Below are 19285 nucleotides of genomic sequence, written 5' to 3' on the forward strand. Positions count from 1 at the left end.
ACTGGCATCCACCTTTTTTACATTTGTCGCTATTCAATGAATCCCCGGCCTTTACATATCGCTTTTGTAGGTAATCCCAACAGTGGAAAGAGTTCTCTTTTTAATTGTTTTACCGGGTTGAAACAAAAGGTTGGAAACTTTCCTGGTGTTACGGTTGAAAAAAAAACCGGAACTGCCGATCTCGGAGATTCAATTAAAGCTGAGATCATTGATCTCCCAGGCTCTTATAGTCTTTATCCCCGACAACTGGATGAATGGGTAAGCTATAAAGTATTGCTGAACCAGGATAAGATCAAAGCAGATATTGTAGTTGCTGTCGCTGATGCCAGCAATCTGAAACGTAACCTGCTTTTTTGTACTCAACTGATCGATCTGAAGGTTCCGGTTGTCATTGCCTTAACGATGATGGACCTTGCTAAAAGCAAAGGAATAAAAATTGATGTAGCGGGATTGGAAAGAGAGTTGGGTGTGCCGATCGTTGCTGTGAACCCAAGAAAAAACAAAGGAATTCCTGAGTTAAAGAAAGCAATCCTGCTTACTGCTCAACATGCATATAAAGCACCGGTTCGGGATTTTATTGAAAATAAAAACCTGGCATCTGATGCGATCGATGATATTCAAAAAGTTTTTCCAGCTCTCAGCGATTATACAAGTATTCATTATTTGATCAACCATGAAAGTTTTAATCTTTCAAATACTTTACAGGATACTGTAGAAAATATTGAACTTAAGCATAAATTCAATCCTACCAAAACACAGGCAGAAGAAATACTGCAACGTTATCATCGTATTGGCCAGATAATGAAGCAAACGGTTTCAGAACCGGGGCCTTTACAAAAATCTTTGTTTACAGAAAAGCTGGATAATCTTTTGTTGCATCGCAGATGGGGTTATATTATTCTGCTCGCTGTATTATTTCTTTTGTTCCAAAGTGTTTTCTGGCTTGCGCAATTTCCGATGGATTGGATTGAACTCGGGTTTTCAAAAATGAGTTCTGCCGTTTCTTCTGCATTACCAGATAATCGTTGGTCAGACTTATTGATAAATGGAGTGATCGCTGGCCTTAGTGGCATTCTTGTTTTCATTCCGCAGATCATGATCTTATTTGGTCTTATTACAATGCTTGAAGACAGTGGATATATGGCAAGGATCAGTTTTCTAAGTGATAGATTAATGCGAAGTGTTGGATTGAATGGTAAAAGTGTAATGCCGATGATAAGTGGATTTGCATGTGCAGTGCCGGCCATTATGAGTGCAAGAAGTATTGAAAACAGGAAAGAGCGGTTGCTTACGATCCTTATTACGCCGTTGATGAGTTGTTCGGCAAGATTGCCGGTGTATACTATATTAATTGCATTGGTTATTCCAAATAATTACGTGTTGGGATTTTTAAGTCTGCAGGGATTGGTAATGATGGGGCTTTATTTGCTTGGGTTGGTAATGGCCCTGATAGTTTCGTATGTAGCCAAGTGGTTCATAAAAATTAAGGAAAAAAGTTTTTTTATTCTCGAATTACCCATTTATCGTTCACCACGCTGGGGAAATGTATTGCATACTATGATCAGCAAGGCGAAGATATTTGTATTTGATGCAGGTAAAGTCATCATGGTGATCAGTTTGATTTTATGGGCACTTAGTTCTTTTGGCCCGGGAAATAAAATGCAGCAAATAACTCAACAGTACGAACTAAAAATTTCAGAGCCCGGCGCTGATGTCGCTAAACTTGAGAAAGAGAAAAACACAGTCAAACTTGAGAACTCCTATGCGGGTAAGCTGGGGAAAGCAATTGAACCCGCCATTGCCCCTTTGGGTTATGACTGGAAAATCGGCATTGCATTGATCACTTCATTCGCCGCAAGGGAAGTTTTTGTTGGAACGATGGCAACCTTATACAGTGTGGGTGATGAAGATGGCGATTTGTTGCTGCGTGATAAAATGAAAGCTGCAGTAAGAAAAGACGGAACTCCGGTTTATAATCTCGCTGCTGGATTATCGCTGATGATCTTCTATGTATTTGCAATGCAATGTATGAGTACGCTGGCTGTAGTAAAACGAGAAACACGAAGCTGGAAATGGCCGGTCATTCAGTTATTGTATATGACGGCGCTGGCTTATTTGATGGCTTTAATAGCTTATCAACTGTTCAAATAAATTATTTTACCGCTGCCTCCCATTTATCTTTCGGTTCAAAATAATCCCAAAGCAATCTTGAAATTTTTCTTGCCAAAGTCCAGGCTTCATTTTCGTGTGTCCAGGAAATGTCTTTGTTGTTTTTAGTAAAAATTGAAAAAACATAAGGATTGTGCGGGGCATTTACAATCGTGACTTCGCTGCGTACTGCATTTACACAACCATTTTTGCTAAACACTTCTATATAAGGCGGTATTTGTGAGATAGCTTCATCCTCATCCCAGAAATTTCTCCCAAGCATTCTCATCATCCTATCACAGAGCTCTTTTGAAAAAATTTCATTCTTGTAAATTTTTTCCAGCACGGTTCCTATTTCATAAGGCGTCGTTTGTCCCCATTGATATTTTGAGCGGTATTCTTCTCTGCCGGGAGTTCTTGAATTAATTCTTGTGTTTTTCAACCCGAAGCTATCAAGCAGTTCATTAATTCTTGTCCCCGTACCAGCAATGCTCTGTAGCCAAAGGCTGGCAGTATTATCACTGGTAGTAAGCATAAGCATTAATAGTTTTTTCAACGCTATCTTTTCGTCGGTTTTAAAAGAACCGAGTATATCTGCACCAGCATATAGTAACGAGTCTTTATAAGTGAAGGCAGAGTCATAGGTTATTTCACCCGTAAATAGTTTTTGTACAACTCCAATCATTATCGGCACTTTCACAATGCTTGCAGTAGGAAAAATTGTATCCGCATTAATAGCAATTGTTTTACCCGTACGGAGATTTTTTACATAAATACCAATATCACCATTGAATCCATTAATTTCTTCACTTACTTTTTTAAAAAGTTTTTTATCCGTTGTCTGTGCCTGCGAATATTGTAACAACAGAACACATGCTATTAATTGAAAATATTTTTTCATTCTACAAACTTGTAATACTTATTGTCTGTTCAGGTAATCAAATACAATTGTACAAAATGCTTTGATGCCGGTTTTCATTCCGCAATCATCCACAAAAAACTCTGCTGTATGATGTGGTGGCGCCTTCTTAGGATCATTCCCTTTTGGCATTCCTCCCAGGTAAAAAAAGAATGCTGGGGCCTTTTCACCATAATAAGAAAAATCTTCTGCGCCAGTCACCCATTCTCTTTCTTTTACATTATCCATCCCCGCCGCCTGCTGAAGTGATGGTATTGTTTTCTTCACGAGGTCAGGATCGTTATATGTAACGAGTGTTTTTGTATCAAGAGAAACTTCTGCCGTTGCACCAGAAGCTTCTGCAATATTGATTGCCGTCCGTCGTAGTTTTTCATCAATATCCTTTTGCATGTCTTTATCAAGTGTACGAATGGTTCCCTTCATAGTGCACGACTCGGCAATAATATTATTTCTTACGCCGCCATCAATTCTAGCGACCGTAATTATAACAGGGGCTTTTGTAAGTTCTGATTGACGGCTCACTATTGTCTGAAGCCCATTAATGATCTGCGCAGAAACAACTATCGGGTCGATGCCTTTCCATGGTTGTGCGCCGTGGCTACCTTTTCCGTTTACTTTTATTACAAACCAATCAGACGATGCCATAAATGCGCCTGACTTATATTCGATTTTTCCTACTTCAATATCAGATTCGATATGCAAACCAAAAATCGCATCTACTTTCGGGTTCTCCATTACTCCTTCTTTGATCATCAACGGGGCTCCACCTTCCTCTCCTTCCGGCGGCCCTTCTTCTGCTGGTTGAAAAATAAATTTTACTGTTCCTTTAATTTCATTTTTCATACCTGATAATATTTCTGCAACACTCATAAGCATTGCAGCATGTGTGTCGTGTCCACAAGCATGCATAACACCAACTTCAGCCCCGCTATAAGTTGATTTGACCTTTGAAATAAAGGGAAGATCATTTTTTTCAACAATTGGTAATGCATCTATATCGGCACGCAGTGCAATGCATTTCCCCGGTTTTGCTCCTTTTAAAATTCCGACAACACCTGTCTTGCCAACATTCTCTTTCACTTCTATTCCAAGAGCCCGAAGATGGTCGGCAATTTTTTTTGCTGTGCGGTATTCATTATTCCCCAATTCCGGATTTTGATGAAAATCTCTTCTCCATTCGATGCTTTTTGATTCAACCTTATTTGCTGCTGTTTCAATTTTTTCTTTAAGCTGAACCTGGGAGAAACATAAAAGTGGAAATGCCAACGATAATACAATTAGGTGTTTTTTCATTGTCCAAATTTTTATGAATATACACCCGAATGAGATTTTGGAAGCAGTTTAGATAAGAGTCCTATTATTTTTTTACTTTTATTGTTAATGCAACTGCTTCGTCACGTTTCTTTTTTAAAGTCTGTTTTTATTCACAGCCTTACTGCTTTTGGCGGGCCGCAAGCACATATTGGTATGATGCTTAAAACTTTTGTACATCGAACACCTTATGTCACAGAGCAGGAATTGATGGAGTATAACGCCTTTTGTCAATTATTGCCCGGCGCATCATCCACGCAAACACTTACTTTAATTGGTTATAAAAGAGGTGGGGTTCCTTTAGCTGTGCTTACATTAATTATCTGGATTACACCCGCCTGCTTTTTTATGGGAGCACTTTCTTTTCTTTTGCAATACATAGATAAAAGAGCATTAAATGTTGATGTCTTCAAATTTATTCCACCAATGGCTGTTGGTTTTTTGGTCTATGCAGCATCGATGGCTTTTCATATTTCAATAAAGAATACCATTACCTGGATTGTTATGATTGTGGCCGGCATTCTTACCTACGTTTTGTTTAAACAACCGTGGATATTTCCTTCATTGATTTTTGCCGGGGGTATTGCCACTAATTTTAGCCGGAAACGTATTCCACAAATTGAGCAAAAACCCCAAAAAATCAAATGGTGGAATTTTTGGATGTTTGGAATAATATTTATTGTTGCTGGATTTCTTAGTGAAACAGCTAAGAATAACGAATTGCCCAATCGTAGTCCAATTAATCTTTTTGAAAATACTTATCGAATGGGAAGTTTAGTATTTGGAGGTGGCCAGGTATTAATGCCAATGATGTACGAACAATTTTGTGTACGTCCGGATGCGATAAAAGAAAAAGATCCTGAGGTTGTAAAAATTGATAAGAATGATATGTATACTGGAATGGGAATAGTAAGAGCTATGCCCGGGCCTGTTTTTTCTATTGCTTCTTTTGCCGGTGGAATGGCATTAAAAGATCATGGCAAAACTCCGGAAGAGAAAACATTTATGCAATTATTAGGCTGTTTAATAGGAGCTGTTGCAATTTTTTTACCCAGCGCATTGCTGGTTTTATTCTTCTTCCCTATTTGGCACAACATGAAAAAATATGCCGCTGTTTATCGTTCTCTTGAGGGTATTAATGCAGTTGTTGTAGGAATAATGATCGCATCAACATTTTATTTAATGAAGGATTTTCCTTTGCTTGAATTTAAATTAACCAGTTTTATTAATGCACTTGTGATTACAGGCACTTTCACACTTTTGCAGTTTACAAAATTACCGCCTCCGTTTATTGTTATTGGCTGTCTTCTTCTTGGATATATTTTTTAATTTCTATTCTTATAAAATCTTCTTGTTTCAATTTCTTCTCTGACAATTTCTGGAACCAGATACCTTATCGATTTACCGGCTTTAATAAGTTCACGAATATGTGTTGCAGATATTTGAAGAAGTGGCGCATTAAGTTCTATAATATTTGCCCCATGTGTGTTCTCAATTTCAAAACCGTTTCTTTTGTAAACATAAATAGTGTGGGCTTCGGTTATCATTTTATAGTTTTTCCATTTATCCAGGTTTTGAAAACTATCACTGCCCATTATTATTGAAAAACTATCGTCTGGATTTTTCTCTTTCAAATAGGTTAATGTGTCAATCGTGTAAGAAGGCCGTGGCATACTAAACTCAACATCTGATACTTTAATTCTGTTGTCTTGTTCAACCGCCAATCTTACTAACTGCAGTCGGTAAGTTTCATTAAGCAAACTATTGCTTTGTTTAAAAGGATTTTGAGGAGAAACCACAAACAAGACCTTATTCAAATCTGTTTCGTTCAAAACATGATTGGCAATTATCAAGTGTCCAATGTGGATAGGATTGAAGGAGCCAAAGTATAATCCAATTTTCATTAAAATATTGATAATCAATTTTTTATATCAACAATAATGCCTTCTGCTTCAGTTAACCTGAGGCTCAAAGAATAGCCAGATATGCTAACGGATATTGGATCTCCGAGTGGTGCCACCTGCTCTAAAAGTATTTCTTCGCCAGGTATGCATCCCATTTCTAATAATTTGATAGACATATCACTATTATCAAAATGTCGTATTATAGCCTTTTGCCCGGGTTTTAATTCTGTAAGTTTCATTATTGGTATCAAAGCTAAATATGCTGATTTACTTTTGCTTACGATTTATGAAATTATGGTAACGAGCAAGGAAATAAACATTCGATTTTTTGCAAATGGGCTCACCCTGCCACTGACAAACAGAAGAAACCTCAAACTCTTGTTAGAAAAAATAATTAAATCGAATGGTAAAAGATTAGATTCAATCAACTACATATTTTGCTCGGATAAAGAATTACTGAAATTGAATAATAAATTCTTAAGTCATAATTACTACACGGATATTTTGACCTTCGATTTATCAGAATCAAAAAATGAGATCACCGCTGAAATTTTCATTAGTCTGGATAGGGTTAGAAAAAATGCCGCCCAGTTTAAAAGTTCACTTAAAAAAGAACTTCACAGGGTTATTATTCATGGAGTGCTACATCTCTGTGGTTATGCTGATAAGAACAAAACAGAAATCCTTAAAATGAGAAAAGCAGAAGACAAGTATTTATCTCTTTATTTTAAGTAAGCCGTTTCATGTGAAACAACAAATTTGTTGAGCATGCTTTCACATGAAACATCACTTCAAAAAACTTCCTTGCTTTATTATACTAGATAGTAGCTTTGCCGGCTTATATGTTCCAGAAATATGATGTCATAGTAGTCGGAGCTGGCCATGCTGGTTGTGAGGCCGCCGCTTCGGCAGCAAATCTTGGTTCTAAGGTGTTGTTAATCACCATGAACATGCAAACTATTGCTCAAATGAGTTGCAATCCAGCAATGGGTGGAATAGCGAAAGGGCAAATAGTTAGGGAGATTGATGCGATGGGTGGTTATTCTGGAATTGTTACTGACAAATCCATGATTCAATTCAGAATGTTGAATCGATCAAAAGGTCCGGCAATGTGGAGTCCAAGGGCACAGAGCGATAGAATGATGTTTGCTTTAACCTGGAGACAGATGTTGGAGGAAACGGATAATGTTGATTTTTACCAGGACACAGTAAAGGGGCTTCTGATAAAAGATGGAGTTTGCAATGGCGTAATAACCAGTTTAGGGCACGAAATAAACTCCAGGTCGGTTGTATTAACCAATGGAACATTTTTGAATGGAATAATTCATATTGGAGAAAAAAACTTTGGGGGTGGAAGGGTTTCAGAGAAAGCGGCAACCGGAATTACGGAGCAATTGGTCTCACTAGGTTTTGAGAGTGATAGGCTTAAAACGGGAACACCACCACGAGTTGATGGCAGAAGTCTTGACTATTCTAAAATGGAAGAGCAAAAAGGGGATGATTCGATCTCCGGTTTTTCATATTTAGATATTGAAAAACCAAAGGTGCAAAGAAGCTGCTGGATCACCTACACGAATCAAAAAGTCCATGACATACTAAAAACCGGGTTCGATAGAAGCCCAATGTTTGCTGGAAGAATTGAAGGAACAGGCCCTAGATATTGCCCAAGCATTGAAGACAAAATCAGTCGCTTCGCTGAAAGGGAGAGACATCAATTATTTGTTGAGCCCGAAGGATGGAACACTGTTGAAGTTTATGTGAATGGATTTTCAACATCTCTACCAGAAGAAACGCAATACGAAGCACTTCGTATTATACTGGGATTTGAATCAGCAAAAATTTTCAGACCTGGTTATGCGATAGAGTATGACTTCTTTCCGCCAACCCAATTAAAATATTCTCTTGAAACAAAGCTGATTGAAAATTTATTTTTTGCTGGCCAGATAAATGGAACTACAGGTTATGAAGAAGCTGCATGCCAGGGGTTAATGGCGGGTATCAATGCACATCAAAAATCAAGAAATCTTGAACCTGTAATTTTAAAAAGAAGTGAGGCCTATATTGGCGTATTAATAGATGACCTGATAAGTAAAGGAACAGAAGAGCCTTACAGAATGTTTACTTCAAGAGCTGAGTTCAGAACATTATTAAGACAAGACAATGCAGACCTGAGGTTGACAGAACTAAGCTATAGACTAGGATTAGCATCACAAGAAAGAATGAATCGAGTGAAAGAAAAAAGAGAGGGAGTTGAAAAAATTAAATCTTTGCTTTCTGAAATAGCAGTTAGCCCCGAAGTAATAAATCCTTTTTTTGAAAACAATTCATCTTCTTTAATAACAGAAAAACAAAAACTTTCAAAAGTATTATTGCGCCCCGGAATTGAACTGCAAGATCTTGCAAAACACTTACCAATACTTGAAAAAGAATTGGCTGGTTTTTCAACAGAAACAATTGAACAAGCTTCTATTCAGGTTAAATATGATATCTATATCGAAAAAGAAAAAGAACTAGTTGAAAGAATGGGACAACTTGAAGACCTGAGAATACCCGAGACCTTTGACTATAAAAAAATTCAGGCTTTAGGAAATGAAGCAAGAGAAAAACTCTCTCGGATCAAACCTTCAACATTAGGGCAAGCAAGCCGTATCTCTGGAATCAACCCAAGCGATGTACAGATTTTAATGGTCTATATGGGTCGTTGATTTTTCTGAAAATCAAGCCAGGCAAGCACCAATTTTATTTCACCAAAGCTTATATTGCTATCCAAAATTTTTTTAATCTCCGTTATTGAACCTCCGTTAAAGTTTTTTGCTGCTGGTTCAATCAAAACAATTTTCTCTCTGCTAACCAGTTCATTAATATCTATATCTCCCTGTGAAATATAATGTGCAAGATGTCCCTCAATTGTTTGTTTTGTCAGGTTTCTTTCTTTAGCAATTTCATCAACACGTTTACCTTCCTTATATAGTCTGAACGATTCCACTTTAGTATCAACCTTTTTTTTCTTTTCACCACTGCTCGCTTTTTCATCCTTCTTAGGAATTTTTTCATGAATATGAGAGGCGAGGTTGTTCTCTTTACAATATTCCAAAATTATATCTAAGAACTTTTGTCCATATTTTTCAATTTTCGCATCACCAAAGCCACTAATCCTTCTCAGCTCTCCTAATGATTGTGGAAGGTAGCGGGCCATTTCATCCATCGTATTAGTGCCAGCAACTATATATATAGGCAAGTCTTTCTGAGCACAAATACTATCTCTCATCTTCCTTAATTTCTGATATAGTAGCGGATAGGGGCTTTCAATTTTTTCTTTTGTAACACCAGCATATGCATTAATACTAAAAGAAGGAGTTGTAAAATATTTCTTTCTGCGATGGTAGGTTTCTATTTCAAATTTTCCGGAAAAACCATCTAGCAAATATTTATTCCTGGATAGTTGTATAAAAATTTCTTTTAGCCCATCATTAAATTCCTTTGCATGAGTACGGCTATCTGTTACGGCCGGAGATTTTTGAATTATGTCTATTAATTTATTCTGTTCCCTTATAAAATAAACAATTCCTGCTTTTATCCGCTCTTGCAATACAATATTAGATTCGGGGGCTTCATCTATTATAAATAGATTTTTCAACTGCAATTGAAATTTCTCTGCTGTAGCATGCATTTCACTTGCACTAATAGAAATTTCATTTATCCATTCTTCCGCGCTGTCATTAAAAGAAGATTTATGTGCCGATAGATAGTTTTTTAGTTCAACAATTTCACCAATTATACTCCTATGATCAAACAAAGAAAGCAAAACTTTCAACTGATAATTTCGTCTTGACTCTTGCAATTCCCGCTGCAATAAATCTGTCGAAGAAATATTTCGGGAAAACCAAACAATTCTTTCATCAGTAAAAAAACCATTTGATCTTATCCTGCTTTGCAATATGATACCATCTAGCGTAGTACACCTGCTCAACGCAACATATACTTGCCCGGGAGCAAAAGCTCCGCCAGCATCAATAATCGCTTTTTCAAAAGTCAATCCCTGGCTTTTATGTATTGTGATCGCCCAGGCAAGTCGCAATGGATATTGTACGAATGAGCCCAAAACTTCCTCTTCAAGCTGCCGGGTTGTATTATTCATTGTATAGCGGATGTTATCCCACTTTTCTTTTTTTACTTCAATAGAATCATCCTCACATTGAACAACGATCTTCTCATTATCAATTTCAGTTATCACGCCAATCTTTCCATTGAAATATCGTTTTGCCTTTTCAGAATCGTTTTTAATAAACATTACCTGTGCTCCTGCTTTTACTTGAAGTATCTCATCAACAGGATATGCCGATTCGGGAAAGTCTCCTGTTATCTCAGCTCTATAGCTGAATATACTAGTGCTTAGATTCGTTAATTCTTTTCCATTCGTATTCCTTGCCTTTTCATTGTGTGTAGTGAGAATTATGTAACCATCATTTTTTGTTCTTCGAAAAACAGGTTGATAGCGGCTTTCTAATAATTCCCGTCCATCATCATCCAATTCATTATTTCTTACCTGGTTTAAAAGTCTGATAAACTTTTCTTCGCTTTGGCGATAGATTTTAGTGAACTCAATATAAAGTGGAGGCTCTTCTTTTATAACAATACTATCAAAGAAGAAAGGGCTGTTATAATATTCTTTAAGATAACTCCATTCAGCTTCTTTAATTACGGGCGGTAACTGGAACATATCGCCAATAAACAACACTTGCAAACCTCCAAAATGTTCATTATGTCTTCGACGTACATGCCGAAGGATTGTGTCCACAGCATCAAGCATATCGCATCGCACCATGCTGATCTCATCTATGATAAGCAACTCAAGCTCCCGGATTATTTTTTTCTTTTCTCCTGTCATTTTCAGGCGGCTTATCAAACTGTTCCGGTTTGATATTTCCTCATTACTGTTTCTAAAGCCGCCATCAGCATCCGGAACAAACGGACCGAATGGCAACTGAAAAAACGAATGCATCGTAACACCGCCAGCATTAATAGCTGCAACTCCGGTCGGAGCAACAATCGCCATTTGCTTATGACAATTCTCTTTTATGTATTTCAGAAATGTTGTCTTACCGGTGCCAGCCTTCCCTGTAAGAAAAATATTTCGTGAGCTTTGATTCACCAGCTCCACAGCAAATTGAAACATTTCGTTATTGGTGTCGTAATTCATTTTTATTTTGCTTCGTGTGCCTGTTGCATAAATAAAACCGCAAGATGCACCGAACAATGAAATTAAATATTCGGCACATTTCCGGCTAATTAAAGTTCAGCAACCTCACATTTCTATTGCGTGATTATAGATATTTGTCAACAAGTAATGAATTGAGGAAAAAGCAATCATTATTTTTACAGCATGTCAAAACCAGTTATCTGCATCGGCGCTTCGTTTATTGATGAACTTTTTCATGCAAAAGAAGAACTGTTACTTGCAACAACTTCAGAGGCTTCGGTTACAAAAACAGCAGGTGGTGTAAGCAGAAATATTGCACACCAGTTGGCGTTGCTCGGTGTACCGGTGCAACTGATAAGTGTTTTTGGAAATGACAGCGATGGTGACTGGCTGAAACATATTTGCAAACATGCTGGAGTCAAACTTGATGCTGCAATAACAAAAGAAGGTCTTTCAGGAAAATATACAGGTATACTTACTCCCGATGGCTCATTGTATACTGCTTTTATAACTAATGCTGCAAATCATTTAATAACGTCAGAACACCTGGAACAGAATAAAGATTTATTAAAAACAGCATCTTATTTATTGGCCGATGCGAATATCAGCGTGGAAACAGGAGAGTGGTTGCTACGATTTAGTAATGAAACCGGTATTCCTTTTATTCTTGAACCCGTTTCTGTGCCTCCCGCAAGAAAGTTTAAAAATGTAAATCTAAGCGGCCTTCATCTTGTTACACCAAACGAAGATGAATTACCGGTGCTCTGTTCGGAAAAATCTTTTTTCACTCAGCAGCAGGTTGAAGAGTTATTAAATAAAGGAGTTCAGAATATCTGGCTGCATAATGGCAAACATGGTTCGGCATTGTACAGCAAAGAAAATACCTATTCTTTACACGCACCCGAAATTGAAGTGGTAGATTGTACCGGAGCTGGCGATGGCTCATTAACTGGTTTTATACTGGGAAAAACCTTGGGTAAAGATGATCTGGGTTGTATGAAATTAGCTCACACTTTATCGGCTGAAATACTACAGGTAAATGGCGCCATTGCAACACATCTCAATCAACAGAAGCTATTAAACCTCGTTTCAAAATACTATCCTGATTAATGAATCCCTATTTAGAAATACATCCCGAGGTTAGGCAAGCTCTTACAGAAGGCAGGCCTGTTGTTGCATTAGAGTCAACAATTATTTCTCATGGAATGCCTTATCCTGAAAATATAAATACAGCGATTGCGGTTGAAGAAATTGTGAGAGCAAATGGCGCAGTGCCCGCAACTGTTGCAATTTTTAATGGTAAATGTTATGCAGGATTGACGAAGGAACAGCTTGAGATTTTTGCAAAAACAAAAGATGTGTGGAAAGTAAGCATTCGGGATATGCCGTATGTTATCAGTAAAAATTTATACGGCGCAACAACTGTTGCAGCTACAATGCGGATCGCATCAATGGCCGGAATAAAAATTTTTGTAACTGGTGGCATCGGCGGTGTGCACAGGGATGCGGAAAAAACAATGGATATTTCCGCCGACCTTACAGAAATGGAGCAGACGTCGGTAGCCATTATTTCTGCTGGTGTAAAATCTATCCTTGATATTAGGCTGACTCTTGAATACCTGGAAACAAAAGGGATTCCGGTTGTAACTGTTGGCCAGGACGAATTTCCGAGTTTCTATTCCCGCAAAAGCGGTTTTTCATCTCCCTTACGATTAGATACAGCTAATGAATTTGCCCGTATGTTACATACCAAGTGGCAGTTGGGGCTAAATGGTTCGGTTTTGATTGCCAACCCCGTTCCGGCCACCGAAGAAATAGACGCTTCTGAAATGGAGACACATATCAGCAAGGCATTAAAAGCAGCTATAGAAAACAAAATCACTGGCAAAGAGGTTACCCCCTTCTTGTTAAAATATATTGCCGAACACACAAAAGGTGAAAGTCTTGAAGCCAATATTGCCTTGATTAAAAACAATGCAAAGGTTGGGGCGGAAATTGCCGTGGCTTACTCAAAGTTGGTGTAATCTCATTCCCTCGTCATAACTCAGTAATCTTTAAAAATTTCTTAGCCCTTCTTTAAGTAAAAGGATGGCTGTCGCCTTTAACTTTGCTTCAAATAATTTCCACCCATGAACAGGCTACTTTTTATTGTTGTTTTGATTTTTGTTTCGCAGCTTTCGTTTGCCCAGAAAAAGAACAAATCAAAACAAAAGAATACTGGTAATACAGTAATCACAAATCTCCAATCGCATATTACTTTTTTAGCAGATGATAAGCTGGAAGGAAGAAGAACCGGCACGAATGGTGAAAAAATGGCGATGGAATATATCAGCGGCCAGTTTCAGCAAGCGGGTCTGCTGGCAAAAGGAACAAGCAATTACTATCAAAGTTTTGAAGTAAATGAAGGAAAGCAAATTGATCCTTCAACTCATTTGCTGATCAATAATATTGATTTGAAAGTTGGTGGCGACTATTTTCCCCTTCCTTACTCGCCTGATGTAACAATGGAAGCATTGCCTTCTATTTCACTCCGCGAATCAGATATGCCCTGGTTTTTCGATTTAAAAGAAACGCTGGAAGAAAATAAAGTTAATCCTCATTTCGATCTTGAAGGATTTATAAAAACAAAAGCAGAGGAGGTAAAAAAGAAATCTGCTTCGGCTTTATTTATTTATAATTCGTCTGCTATTGACGATAAACTTGCTTTCAATGCTAAAGACCGTTCGGCACAACTATTAATCCCTGTTGTGTATGTTTCAAAATCTGCATCTGGTAAATTATTCAGAGATGCTGATGCGCCGCTCGATATAAATCTTAAAATAAAGATCACAGATAAAATAAGAACCGGCTCAAATGTGATTGGCTATATAAATAATAATGCTGTAAATACGGTCATACTCGGTGCACATTTCGACCATTTGGGTTTTGGTGAAGACGGAAACTCGATGTTGCGTACGGGAGAAAAATTAATTCATAACGGCGCAGATGATAACGCAAGTGGCACGGCTGCGTTAATTGAGTTGGCAAAAATGATCACTGCCGGGTGTGCAGATAAAAAAGACAAAACATTGCTCAATAGCAATTACCTGCTTATTGCTTTCTCAGGCGAAGAACTTGGTCTGTATGGCTCAAAATATTTTACCGAAAACCCAACCATTGATTTAAAAAATGCCAACTACATGATAAATATGGATATGGTTGGGCGGTTAAATGACAGTAGTCACGCATTGACGGTTGGTGGTTATGGCACTTCTCCAAAATGGGGTGAATACTATGCTTCAACCTCACTGAAAGAAAAACAAGATTTTTTGTTTAAATATGATTCAAGCGGTACTGGCCCAAGTGATCATACTTCTTTTTATAGAAAAGATATTCCTGTACTTTTCTTTTTTACAGGACTACATACAGATTATCATAAACCATCTGATGATGCTGATAGGATCAACTATGAAGGCGAATCTAAAATCATCAATCATATTTATTCCATCCTTTACAGCCTGAATAAAGAAAATCAGAAACTGGTATTTACCAAAACCCGGGAGTCGCAGAGCACCGGCTCAATGCGCAGCATGAGTGTATCAATGGGTATTATGCCTGATTATACTTTCTCAGGTGCGGGAGTAAGATGTGATGGTGTAACAGATGGAAGACCTGCTCAAAAAGCAGGACTTAAAACCGGTGATATTATTTTACAAATTGGCGATTTCTCAATTACCTCTATGGATTCTTATATGCAAACACTTGGTAAGTTTAAAAAAGGCGACAAAACAAAAGTGAAATACAAAAGGGGAAATGAGACAGTAGAGGCAGATGTGCAGTTTTAATATACTAACTTAGACAGCATGGCAACAAAGCTGATCCTGGATACTGATGGAATGACGGATGAATTTTTTGAAGACACCCGCCTGCTTGGTATAATGGCCCCGGTAAAAGATTACCAGTTTGCCTGGCAGCTCAACCACCTGATGGGGATTGATTTCCGGATTAATAATGATATTGAGATACAGCTTAAACGTAAAGGAAGAAATTATTTTTTTGCTGTATATGATTTTCATGAGAGTACAGGAAGCCTGAGTCATTATCTATACAATAACAGGTTTGATGGGGAATATTTATTGCCAGAGTTCAAGCATCTTGATTTTCTCTGGCTCATGAAAGGCGATATAGTTGAAAATAATTTCTTGTTTGATTATATTACAACGATTAAAACGGCAACGGGAGTACAACTGGTGATGGAATTGACCAATGAAAAAATAAAGCATAAAGAACACCTGGTGTTTTGATCTGCACATTAATAACTCTCAAATCAATTTTATGTGGGAAGAAAAAGATAATAAACTGTATAAAAAATTTGTCTTCAAAAATTTCAGCGAGGCTTTTGCCTTTATGACCCGTGTTGCCATTGAAGCTGAAAAGATGGATCACCATCCTAATTGGAGCAATGTGTGGAATACAGTTGAAATTTGGTTGAATACACATAGTGCAGGCAATATTGTTACAGATAAAGATCATGCCCTGGCAAAAAAGATCGATTCATTATTATCCTGAGCTATCGTTGAATGCCTGCCGCCAGCACCATACTCATGATTCGTCCCGCTGCATTTGGTTTTAATGCTGAAACTGCGGTCAATAATTATTTTCAGAAAGATAAACCAGTTGATAAAAAAGTCATTCACCAAAATGCACTGAAAGAGTTTGACGCAATGGTGACTCTGTTAAAAGAATCGGGAGTTGATGTTTTTGTTATTGATGACACTACTGAGCCTGTAAAGCCTTCTGCTGTGTTTCCTAACAATTGGCTTAGCACATCACCTGATGGCAAATTATTTATTTACCCAATGTATGCTGCAAACCGCCGCACAGAAAAGAGGGATGATATTCTAAAATTAATTGCCGAAAAATTTAAAATAACAGATGTACAGGATTGGACAGAGCTTGAAGCAGAGGGAAGGTTTCTTGAAGGAACCGGCAGTATGGTAATGGATCATGATAACAAACTAATTTACGCCTCTATTTCAGAAAGAACGAACCCAGCCGCATTAGAAAAATTCGTAACCGCCAATGATTATTCCGCTGTCGTTTTTATTGCTAAGGACAAAGATGGCAATCCTGTTTATCACACTAATGTTGTGATGACATTGAGTGAAAAATTCTGTGTATTATGTGAAGAGGCAATTGAAGAAGAGTGGGAGCTGATCGCTGTAAAACAATTACTGGAAAGTACAGAGCATGAAATCATTCCCATCACCCGTGAACAGATGTATTCGTTTGCAGGCAATATGCTGGAAGTAAAAAACAGCTCAGGCGAAAACATCTTAATTCTCAGCCACGCTGCTTTTAATATCCTGACCAGGGAGCAAAAAGAAAAGTTGGAGTCTTATGATAAATTGCTGCCGATAGCCATTCCGACTATTGAAGCTGTTGAAGGTGGAAGCGTACGATGTATGATGGCAGAAATATTTCTTCCTAAAAAGTAATTTTTGCTCCAACTGTTGCATAAAACATTTCTTTCCACTTTCTGATAGATCAGGTCGCCCCTCAACTAAGGATTAAAAGGATAACACAAATAAATTTAGATTTCATGGTTTACGGTTGAGTTAAAAAAGGGGGCTATTCATAAATCACTCTACCATGCACCCCACTTCATAGCTCACATAAAAACGGGCCTTACATCGTTATTGTTTTTTTTCTTCCGCTGCTACTTTAGCTTCCGACCTAACAGATAGGAAAGGATTAAAAAGGTTTAACGCAGAATATATTTTTTAAGTAATCGGAATTTTACTTTCCTGAAAGACATTTGTCATTTTTTTGTTTAATGTCGCAACACCTCAAGTCTGGCAAAATCTTTGCCAACCTCTATGACAATAAAAAACCCTATTTATGATTAAAAAGATTTCTTTTCTTATTTTATCACTCCCTGTTTTATATTCTGTTCATGCACAAAATTCATCCGCTTTTTTAAAAGGCGGAGTAAATCTTGCAAATATTTCATTCAATGAAAATGGAAATATTGATGATGCGAATATGTTAGTATCATTTCATGCAGGCATACAAGGGGATTTTCCGATTGCTTCGTTTTTATCCTTACAGCCCGGGGTCTTTGTAACAGGTAAGGGTTCAAAAACACAGGCCGGTAATACAAGTGATGCTAATTATTACAGGGCTACAACAAATCCCATCTATCTTGAAGTACCGCTCAATCTCGTTTTTAAAGCTCCATTAGAAAAGGATGTAAAATTTTTTGCAGGTGCAGGTCCTTATGCTGCGGTAGGTATTGCGGGCAAAAGGAAAGCGGAGGGAAAAATATTTGGTGTAGCCTTCAGCAGTGATGATAATATTGAATTTTCAAATGATGACCCCACAACTTCTGGTGAAGAAGGTGCTGGCTTTGGCATTTTGAAAAGATTTGATTACGGTTTAAACGGTACTGCTGGCATTGAAGGAAAGCACATGCTCTTTTCCGTTAATTATGGATTAGGGCTTGCAAAACTTCAATCAGGAACGAACAGTAACACAGACGAGCAAAACAAACATCGTGTGCTAAGCTTTACAGTAGGATTTCGGTTATGATGTTTGTTTTAAATAATAATGCAGTCAAGGGCTGCATTATTATTTTTATTTTACAAAAATTATTTTCTCGTCTTGCTTTTTTAATACTCCTACGGGTGTAATAAATTCTTTCAGATTGTTTTCTATAAGCAACGTTTCTATACTTGCAATAGCATCGGGTTTTACGCTTATTAATAACCCGCCATTTGTTTGCGGATCGGGTAATAAAGTAAATGCCTCCATTACATTTACTCCTTTTTCAAATTTTACTTTATCGCTATAGCTGCTCCAGTTTCTTGTAGTAGCATCAGGGAATATACGTTGGCTTATATATTCTTTCACTCCTGCAGCAACGGGAAGTTTGTCATAATAAATTTCTGCGCTTAAACCGCTGCCCTCAACCATTTCAATTAAATGTCCTAGCAATCCAAACCCGGTTATATCTGTCATCGCTGTTACTCCTTCTATTTTTCCAAGTTTTTCGCCAATCTTATTCAATGAACAAAGTTGGTTTATCATTACCGGTAAATGTTCTTCTTTCAGCAATCCTCTTTTTTGTGCAGTAGATAATATACCAACACCAAGGGGTTTGGTAATAAATAATACATCTCCTTCCTGTGCAGTGTTATTTCTTTTTAAATTTTCTATCGGTACGATTCCTGTTACAGCTAAACCAAAGATCGGTTCCGGAGAATCAATACTATGCCCACCAGCCAACGGAATTCCCGCTTCAGCACAAATTGTTCTTCCTCCTTCAATAACCCGTTGTGCTATTTCAGAAGAAAGTTTTTCAACCGGCCAGCCGAGTATTGCAATTGCCATTAATGGTTTTCCTCCCATAGCATACACATCGCTGATAGAGTTGGCTGCAGCTATCCTTCCGAAATCAAAAGCATCATCTACAATTGGCATAAAAAAATCAGTGGTAGATATTAATGCCATTCCGTTTCCCAGGTCATAGGCCGCGGCATCGTCTTTACTGCTGTTACCAACAAGCAGATTTTTATTATCTGGCAATGCGATATTGCTTTTTAATATTTCATCCAACACTTTGGGGGCAATCTTGCATCCACATCCTGCGCCATGGGAATATTGTGTAAGTTTGATTGAGTTTGAAGCCAGAAGTTCAGAGTCGGGAGTCATTAATATATTAGCTTATTTTCCCAAAGTTAACAGATGCTTTGAGGCAATTAGTCTTTTAATATTTCAAATATTTTATCTATGCGGGTTTTCTGATGCTGAAATGAAGGGTAG

General features: G+C 37.6%; 17 protein-coding genes. 11 read left to right on the plus strand and 6 right to left on the minus strand.

Features of this window, described 5'->3' with window-relative positions; genetic code table 11:
* Nucleotides 1–36: 36 nt before the first annotated feature.
* Nucleotides 37–2151: a ferrous iron transport protein B gene (gene feoB, locus E6H07_04795; GenBank protein ID TMI65245.1), complete on the plus strand. Its 2115-nt coding sequence runs from the start codon at nt 37–39 to the stop codon at nt 2149–2151.
* A 1-nt stretch (nt 2152) separates the two neighbouring features.
* Here feoB and E6H07_04800 read toward each other — a convergent pair whose 3' ends face one another.
* Together E6H07_04800 and E6H07_04805 are read right to left on the minus strand one after the other, a co-directional pair.
* Nucleotides 2153–3049, minus strand: coding sequence for a serine hydrolase (locus E6H07_04800; GenBank protein ID TMI65246.1), 897 nt, complete (start codon nt 3047–3049; stop codon nt 2153–2155).
* 18 nt (nt 3050–3067) lie between these two features.
* Nucleotides 3068–4360, minus strand: a complete 1293-nt coding sequence (locus tag E6H07_04805) for an amidohydrolase (GenBank protein ID TMI65247.1) — start codon at nt 4358–4360, stop codon at nt 3068–3070.
* Nucleotides 4361–4447: 87 nt separating this feature from the next.
* Between E6H07_04805 and E6H07_04810 the strand changes: the two genes are divergently transcribed.
* Nucleotides 4448–5707 (plus strand): chromate transporter, encoded by a 1260-nt coding sequence (locus tag E6H07_04810; GenBank protein TMI65248.1) that lies wholly within the window; start codon nt 4448–4450, stop codon nt 5705–5707.
* On the opposite strand, the gene E6H07_04815 is transcribed toward E6H07_04810, so the two are convergent.
* Together E6H07_04815 and E6H07_04820 are read right to left on the minus strand one after the other, a co-directional pair.
* Nucleotides 5704–6282, minus strand: coding sequence for a nicotinate-nucleotide adenylyltransferase (locus tag E6H07_04815; GenBank protein ID TMI65249.1), 579 nt, complete (start codon nt 6280–6282; stop codon nt 5704–5706). The two genes, E6H07_04810 and E6H07_04815, sit on opposite strands and share 4 nt — an antisense overlap.
* A 14-nt stretch (nt 6283–6296) precedes the next feature.
* Complete coding sequence (locus tag E6H07_04820) at nt 6297–6521, minus strand: ferrous iron transport protein A (protein TMI65250.1); 225 nt, start codon at nt 6519–6521, stop codon at nt 6297–6299.
* A gap of 55 nt (nt 6522–6576) precedes the next feature.
* Between E6H07_04820 and ybeY the strand changes: the two genes are divergently transcribed.
* Both ybeY and mnmG read left to right on the plus strand, forming a co-directional pair.
* Nucleotides 6577–7017: an rRNA maturation RNase YbeY gene (gene ybeY / locus E6H07_04825; GenBank protein ID TMI66463.1), complete on the plus strand. Its 441-nt coding sequence runs from the start codon at nt 6577–6579 to the stop codon at nt 7015–7017.
* Nucleotides 7018–7124: 107 nt separating this feature from the next.
* Nucleotides 7125–8987, plus strand: a complete 1863-nt coding sequence (mnmG, locus tag E6H07_04830; GenBank protein TMI65251.1) for a tRNA uridine-5-carboxymethylaminomethyl(34) synthesis enzyme MnmG — start codon at nt 7125–7127, stop codon at nt 8985–8987.
* On the opposite strand, the gene E6H07_04835 is transcribed toward mnmG, so the two are convergent.
* The gene (locus tag E6H07_04835) at nt 8972–11458 is read right to left on the minus strand and encodes an ATP-dependent DNA helicase UvrD2 (GenBank protein TMI66464.1); all 2487 of its coding nucleotides are present in this window, start codon (nt 11456–11458) and stop codon (nt 8972–8974) included. The two genes, mnmG and E6H07_04835, sit on opposite strands and share 16 nt — an antisense overlap.
* Before the next feature lie 207 nt (nt 11459–11665).
* Between E6H07_04835 and E6H07_04840 the strand changes: the two genes are divergently transcribed.
* The 7 genes from E6H07_04840 to E6H07_04870 all read left to right on the plus strand — a co-directional run bounded on the left by E6H07_04840 (nt 11666) and on the right by E6H07_04870 (nt 18052).
* On the plus strand, nt 11666–12592 hold the full coding sequence (locus tag E6H07_04840; GenBank protein ID TMI65252.1) for a hypothetical protein: 927 nt from the start codon (nt 11666–11668) through the stop codon (nt 12590–12592).
* Nucleotides 12592–13506, plus strand: a complete 915-nt coding sequence (locus E6H07_04845) for a pseudouridine-5'-phosphate glycosidase (GenBank protein ID TMI65253.1) — start codon at nt 12592–12594, stop codon at nt 13504–13506. Before E6H07_04840 ends, E6H07_04845 begins: the two co-directional genes overlap by 1 nt.
* A gap of 105 nt (nt 13507–13611) precedes the next feature.
* Nucleotides 13612–15306: a M28 family peptidase gene (locus E6H07_04850; protein TMI65254.1), complete on the plus strand. Its 1695-nt coding sequence runs from the start codon at nt 13612–13614 to the stop codon at nt 15304–15306.
* An 18-nt stretch (nt 15307–15324) separates the two neighbouring features.
* Nucleotides 15325–15765, plus strand: coding sequence for an IPExxxVDY family protein (locus E6H07_04855; protein TMI65255.1), 441 nt, complete (start codon nt 15325–15327; stop codon nt 15763–15765).
* 31 nt (nt 15766–15796) lie between these two features.
* The gene (locus E6H07_04860) at nt 15797–16030 is read left to right on the plus strand and encodes a pterin-4-alpha-carbinolamine dehydratase (GenBank protein ID TMI65256.1); all 234 of its coding nucleotides are present in this window, start codon (nt 15797–15799) and stop codon (nt 16028–16030) included.
* An 11-nt stretch (nt 16031–16041) separates the two neighbouring features.
* Entirely contained in the window at nt 16042–16959 is a 918-nt protein-coding gene (locus tag E6H07_04865; protein TMI65257.1) for an amidinotransferase, read from the plus strand.
* A gap of 403 nt (nt 16960–17362) precedes the next feature.
* On the plus strand, nt 17363–18052 hold the full coding sequence (locus E6H07_04870) for a PorT family protein (protein ID TMI65258.1): 690 nt from the start codon (nt 17363–17365) through the stop codon (nt 18050–18052).
* 45 nt (nt 18053–18097) lie between these two features.
* Here E6H07_04870 and selD read toward each other — a convergent pair whose 3' ends face one another.
* Nucleotides 18098–19174 carry a selenide, water dikinase SelD gene (selD, locus tag E6H07_04875; protein ID TMI65259.1) on the minus strand — a complete coding sequence of 359 codons (1077 nt, stop codon included), beginning with the start codon at nt 19172–19174 and terminating at the stop codon, nt 18098–18100.
* Nucleotides 19175–19285 lie beyond the last annotated feature (111 nt).

Source organism: Bacteroidota bacterium, assembly GCA_005882315.1.
Classification (GTDB): domain Bacteria; phylum Bacteroidota; class Bacteroidia; order Chitinophagales; family Chitinophagaceae; genus VBAR01.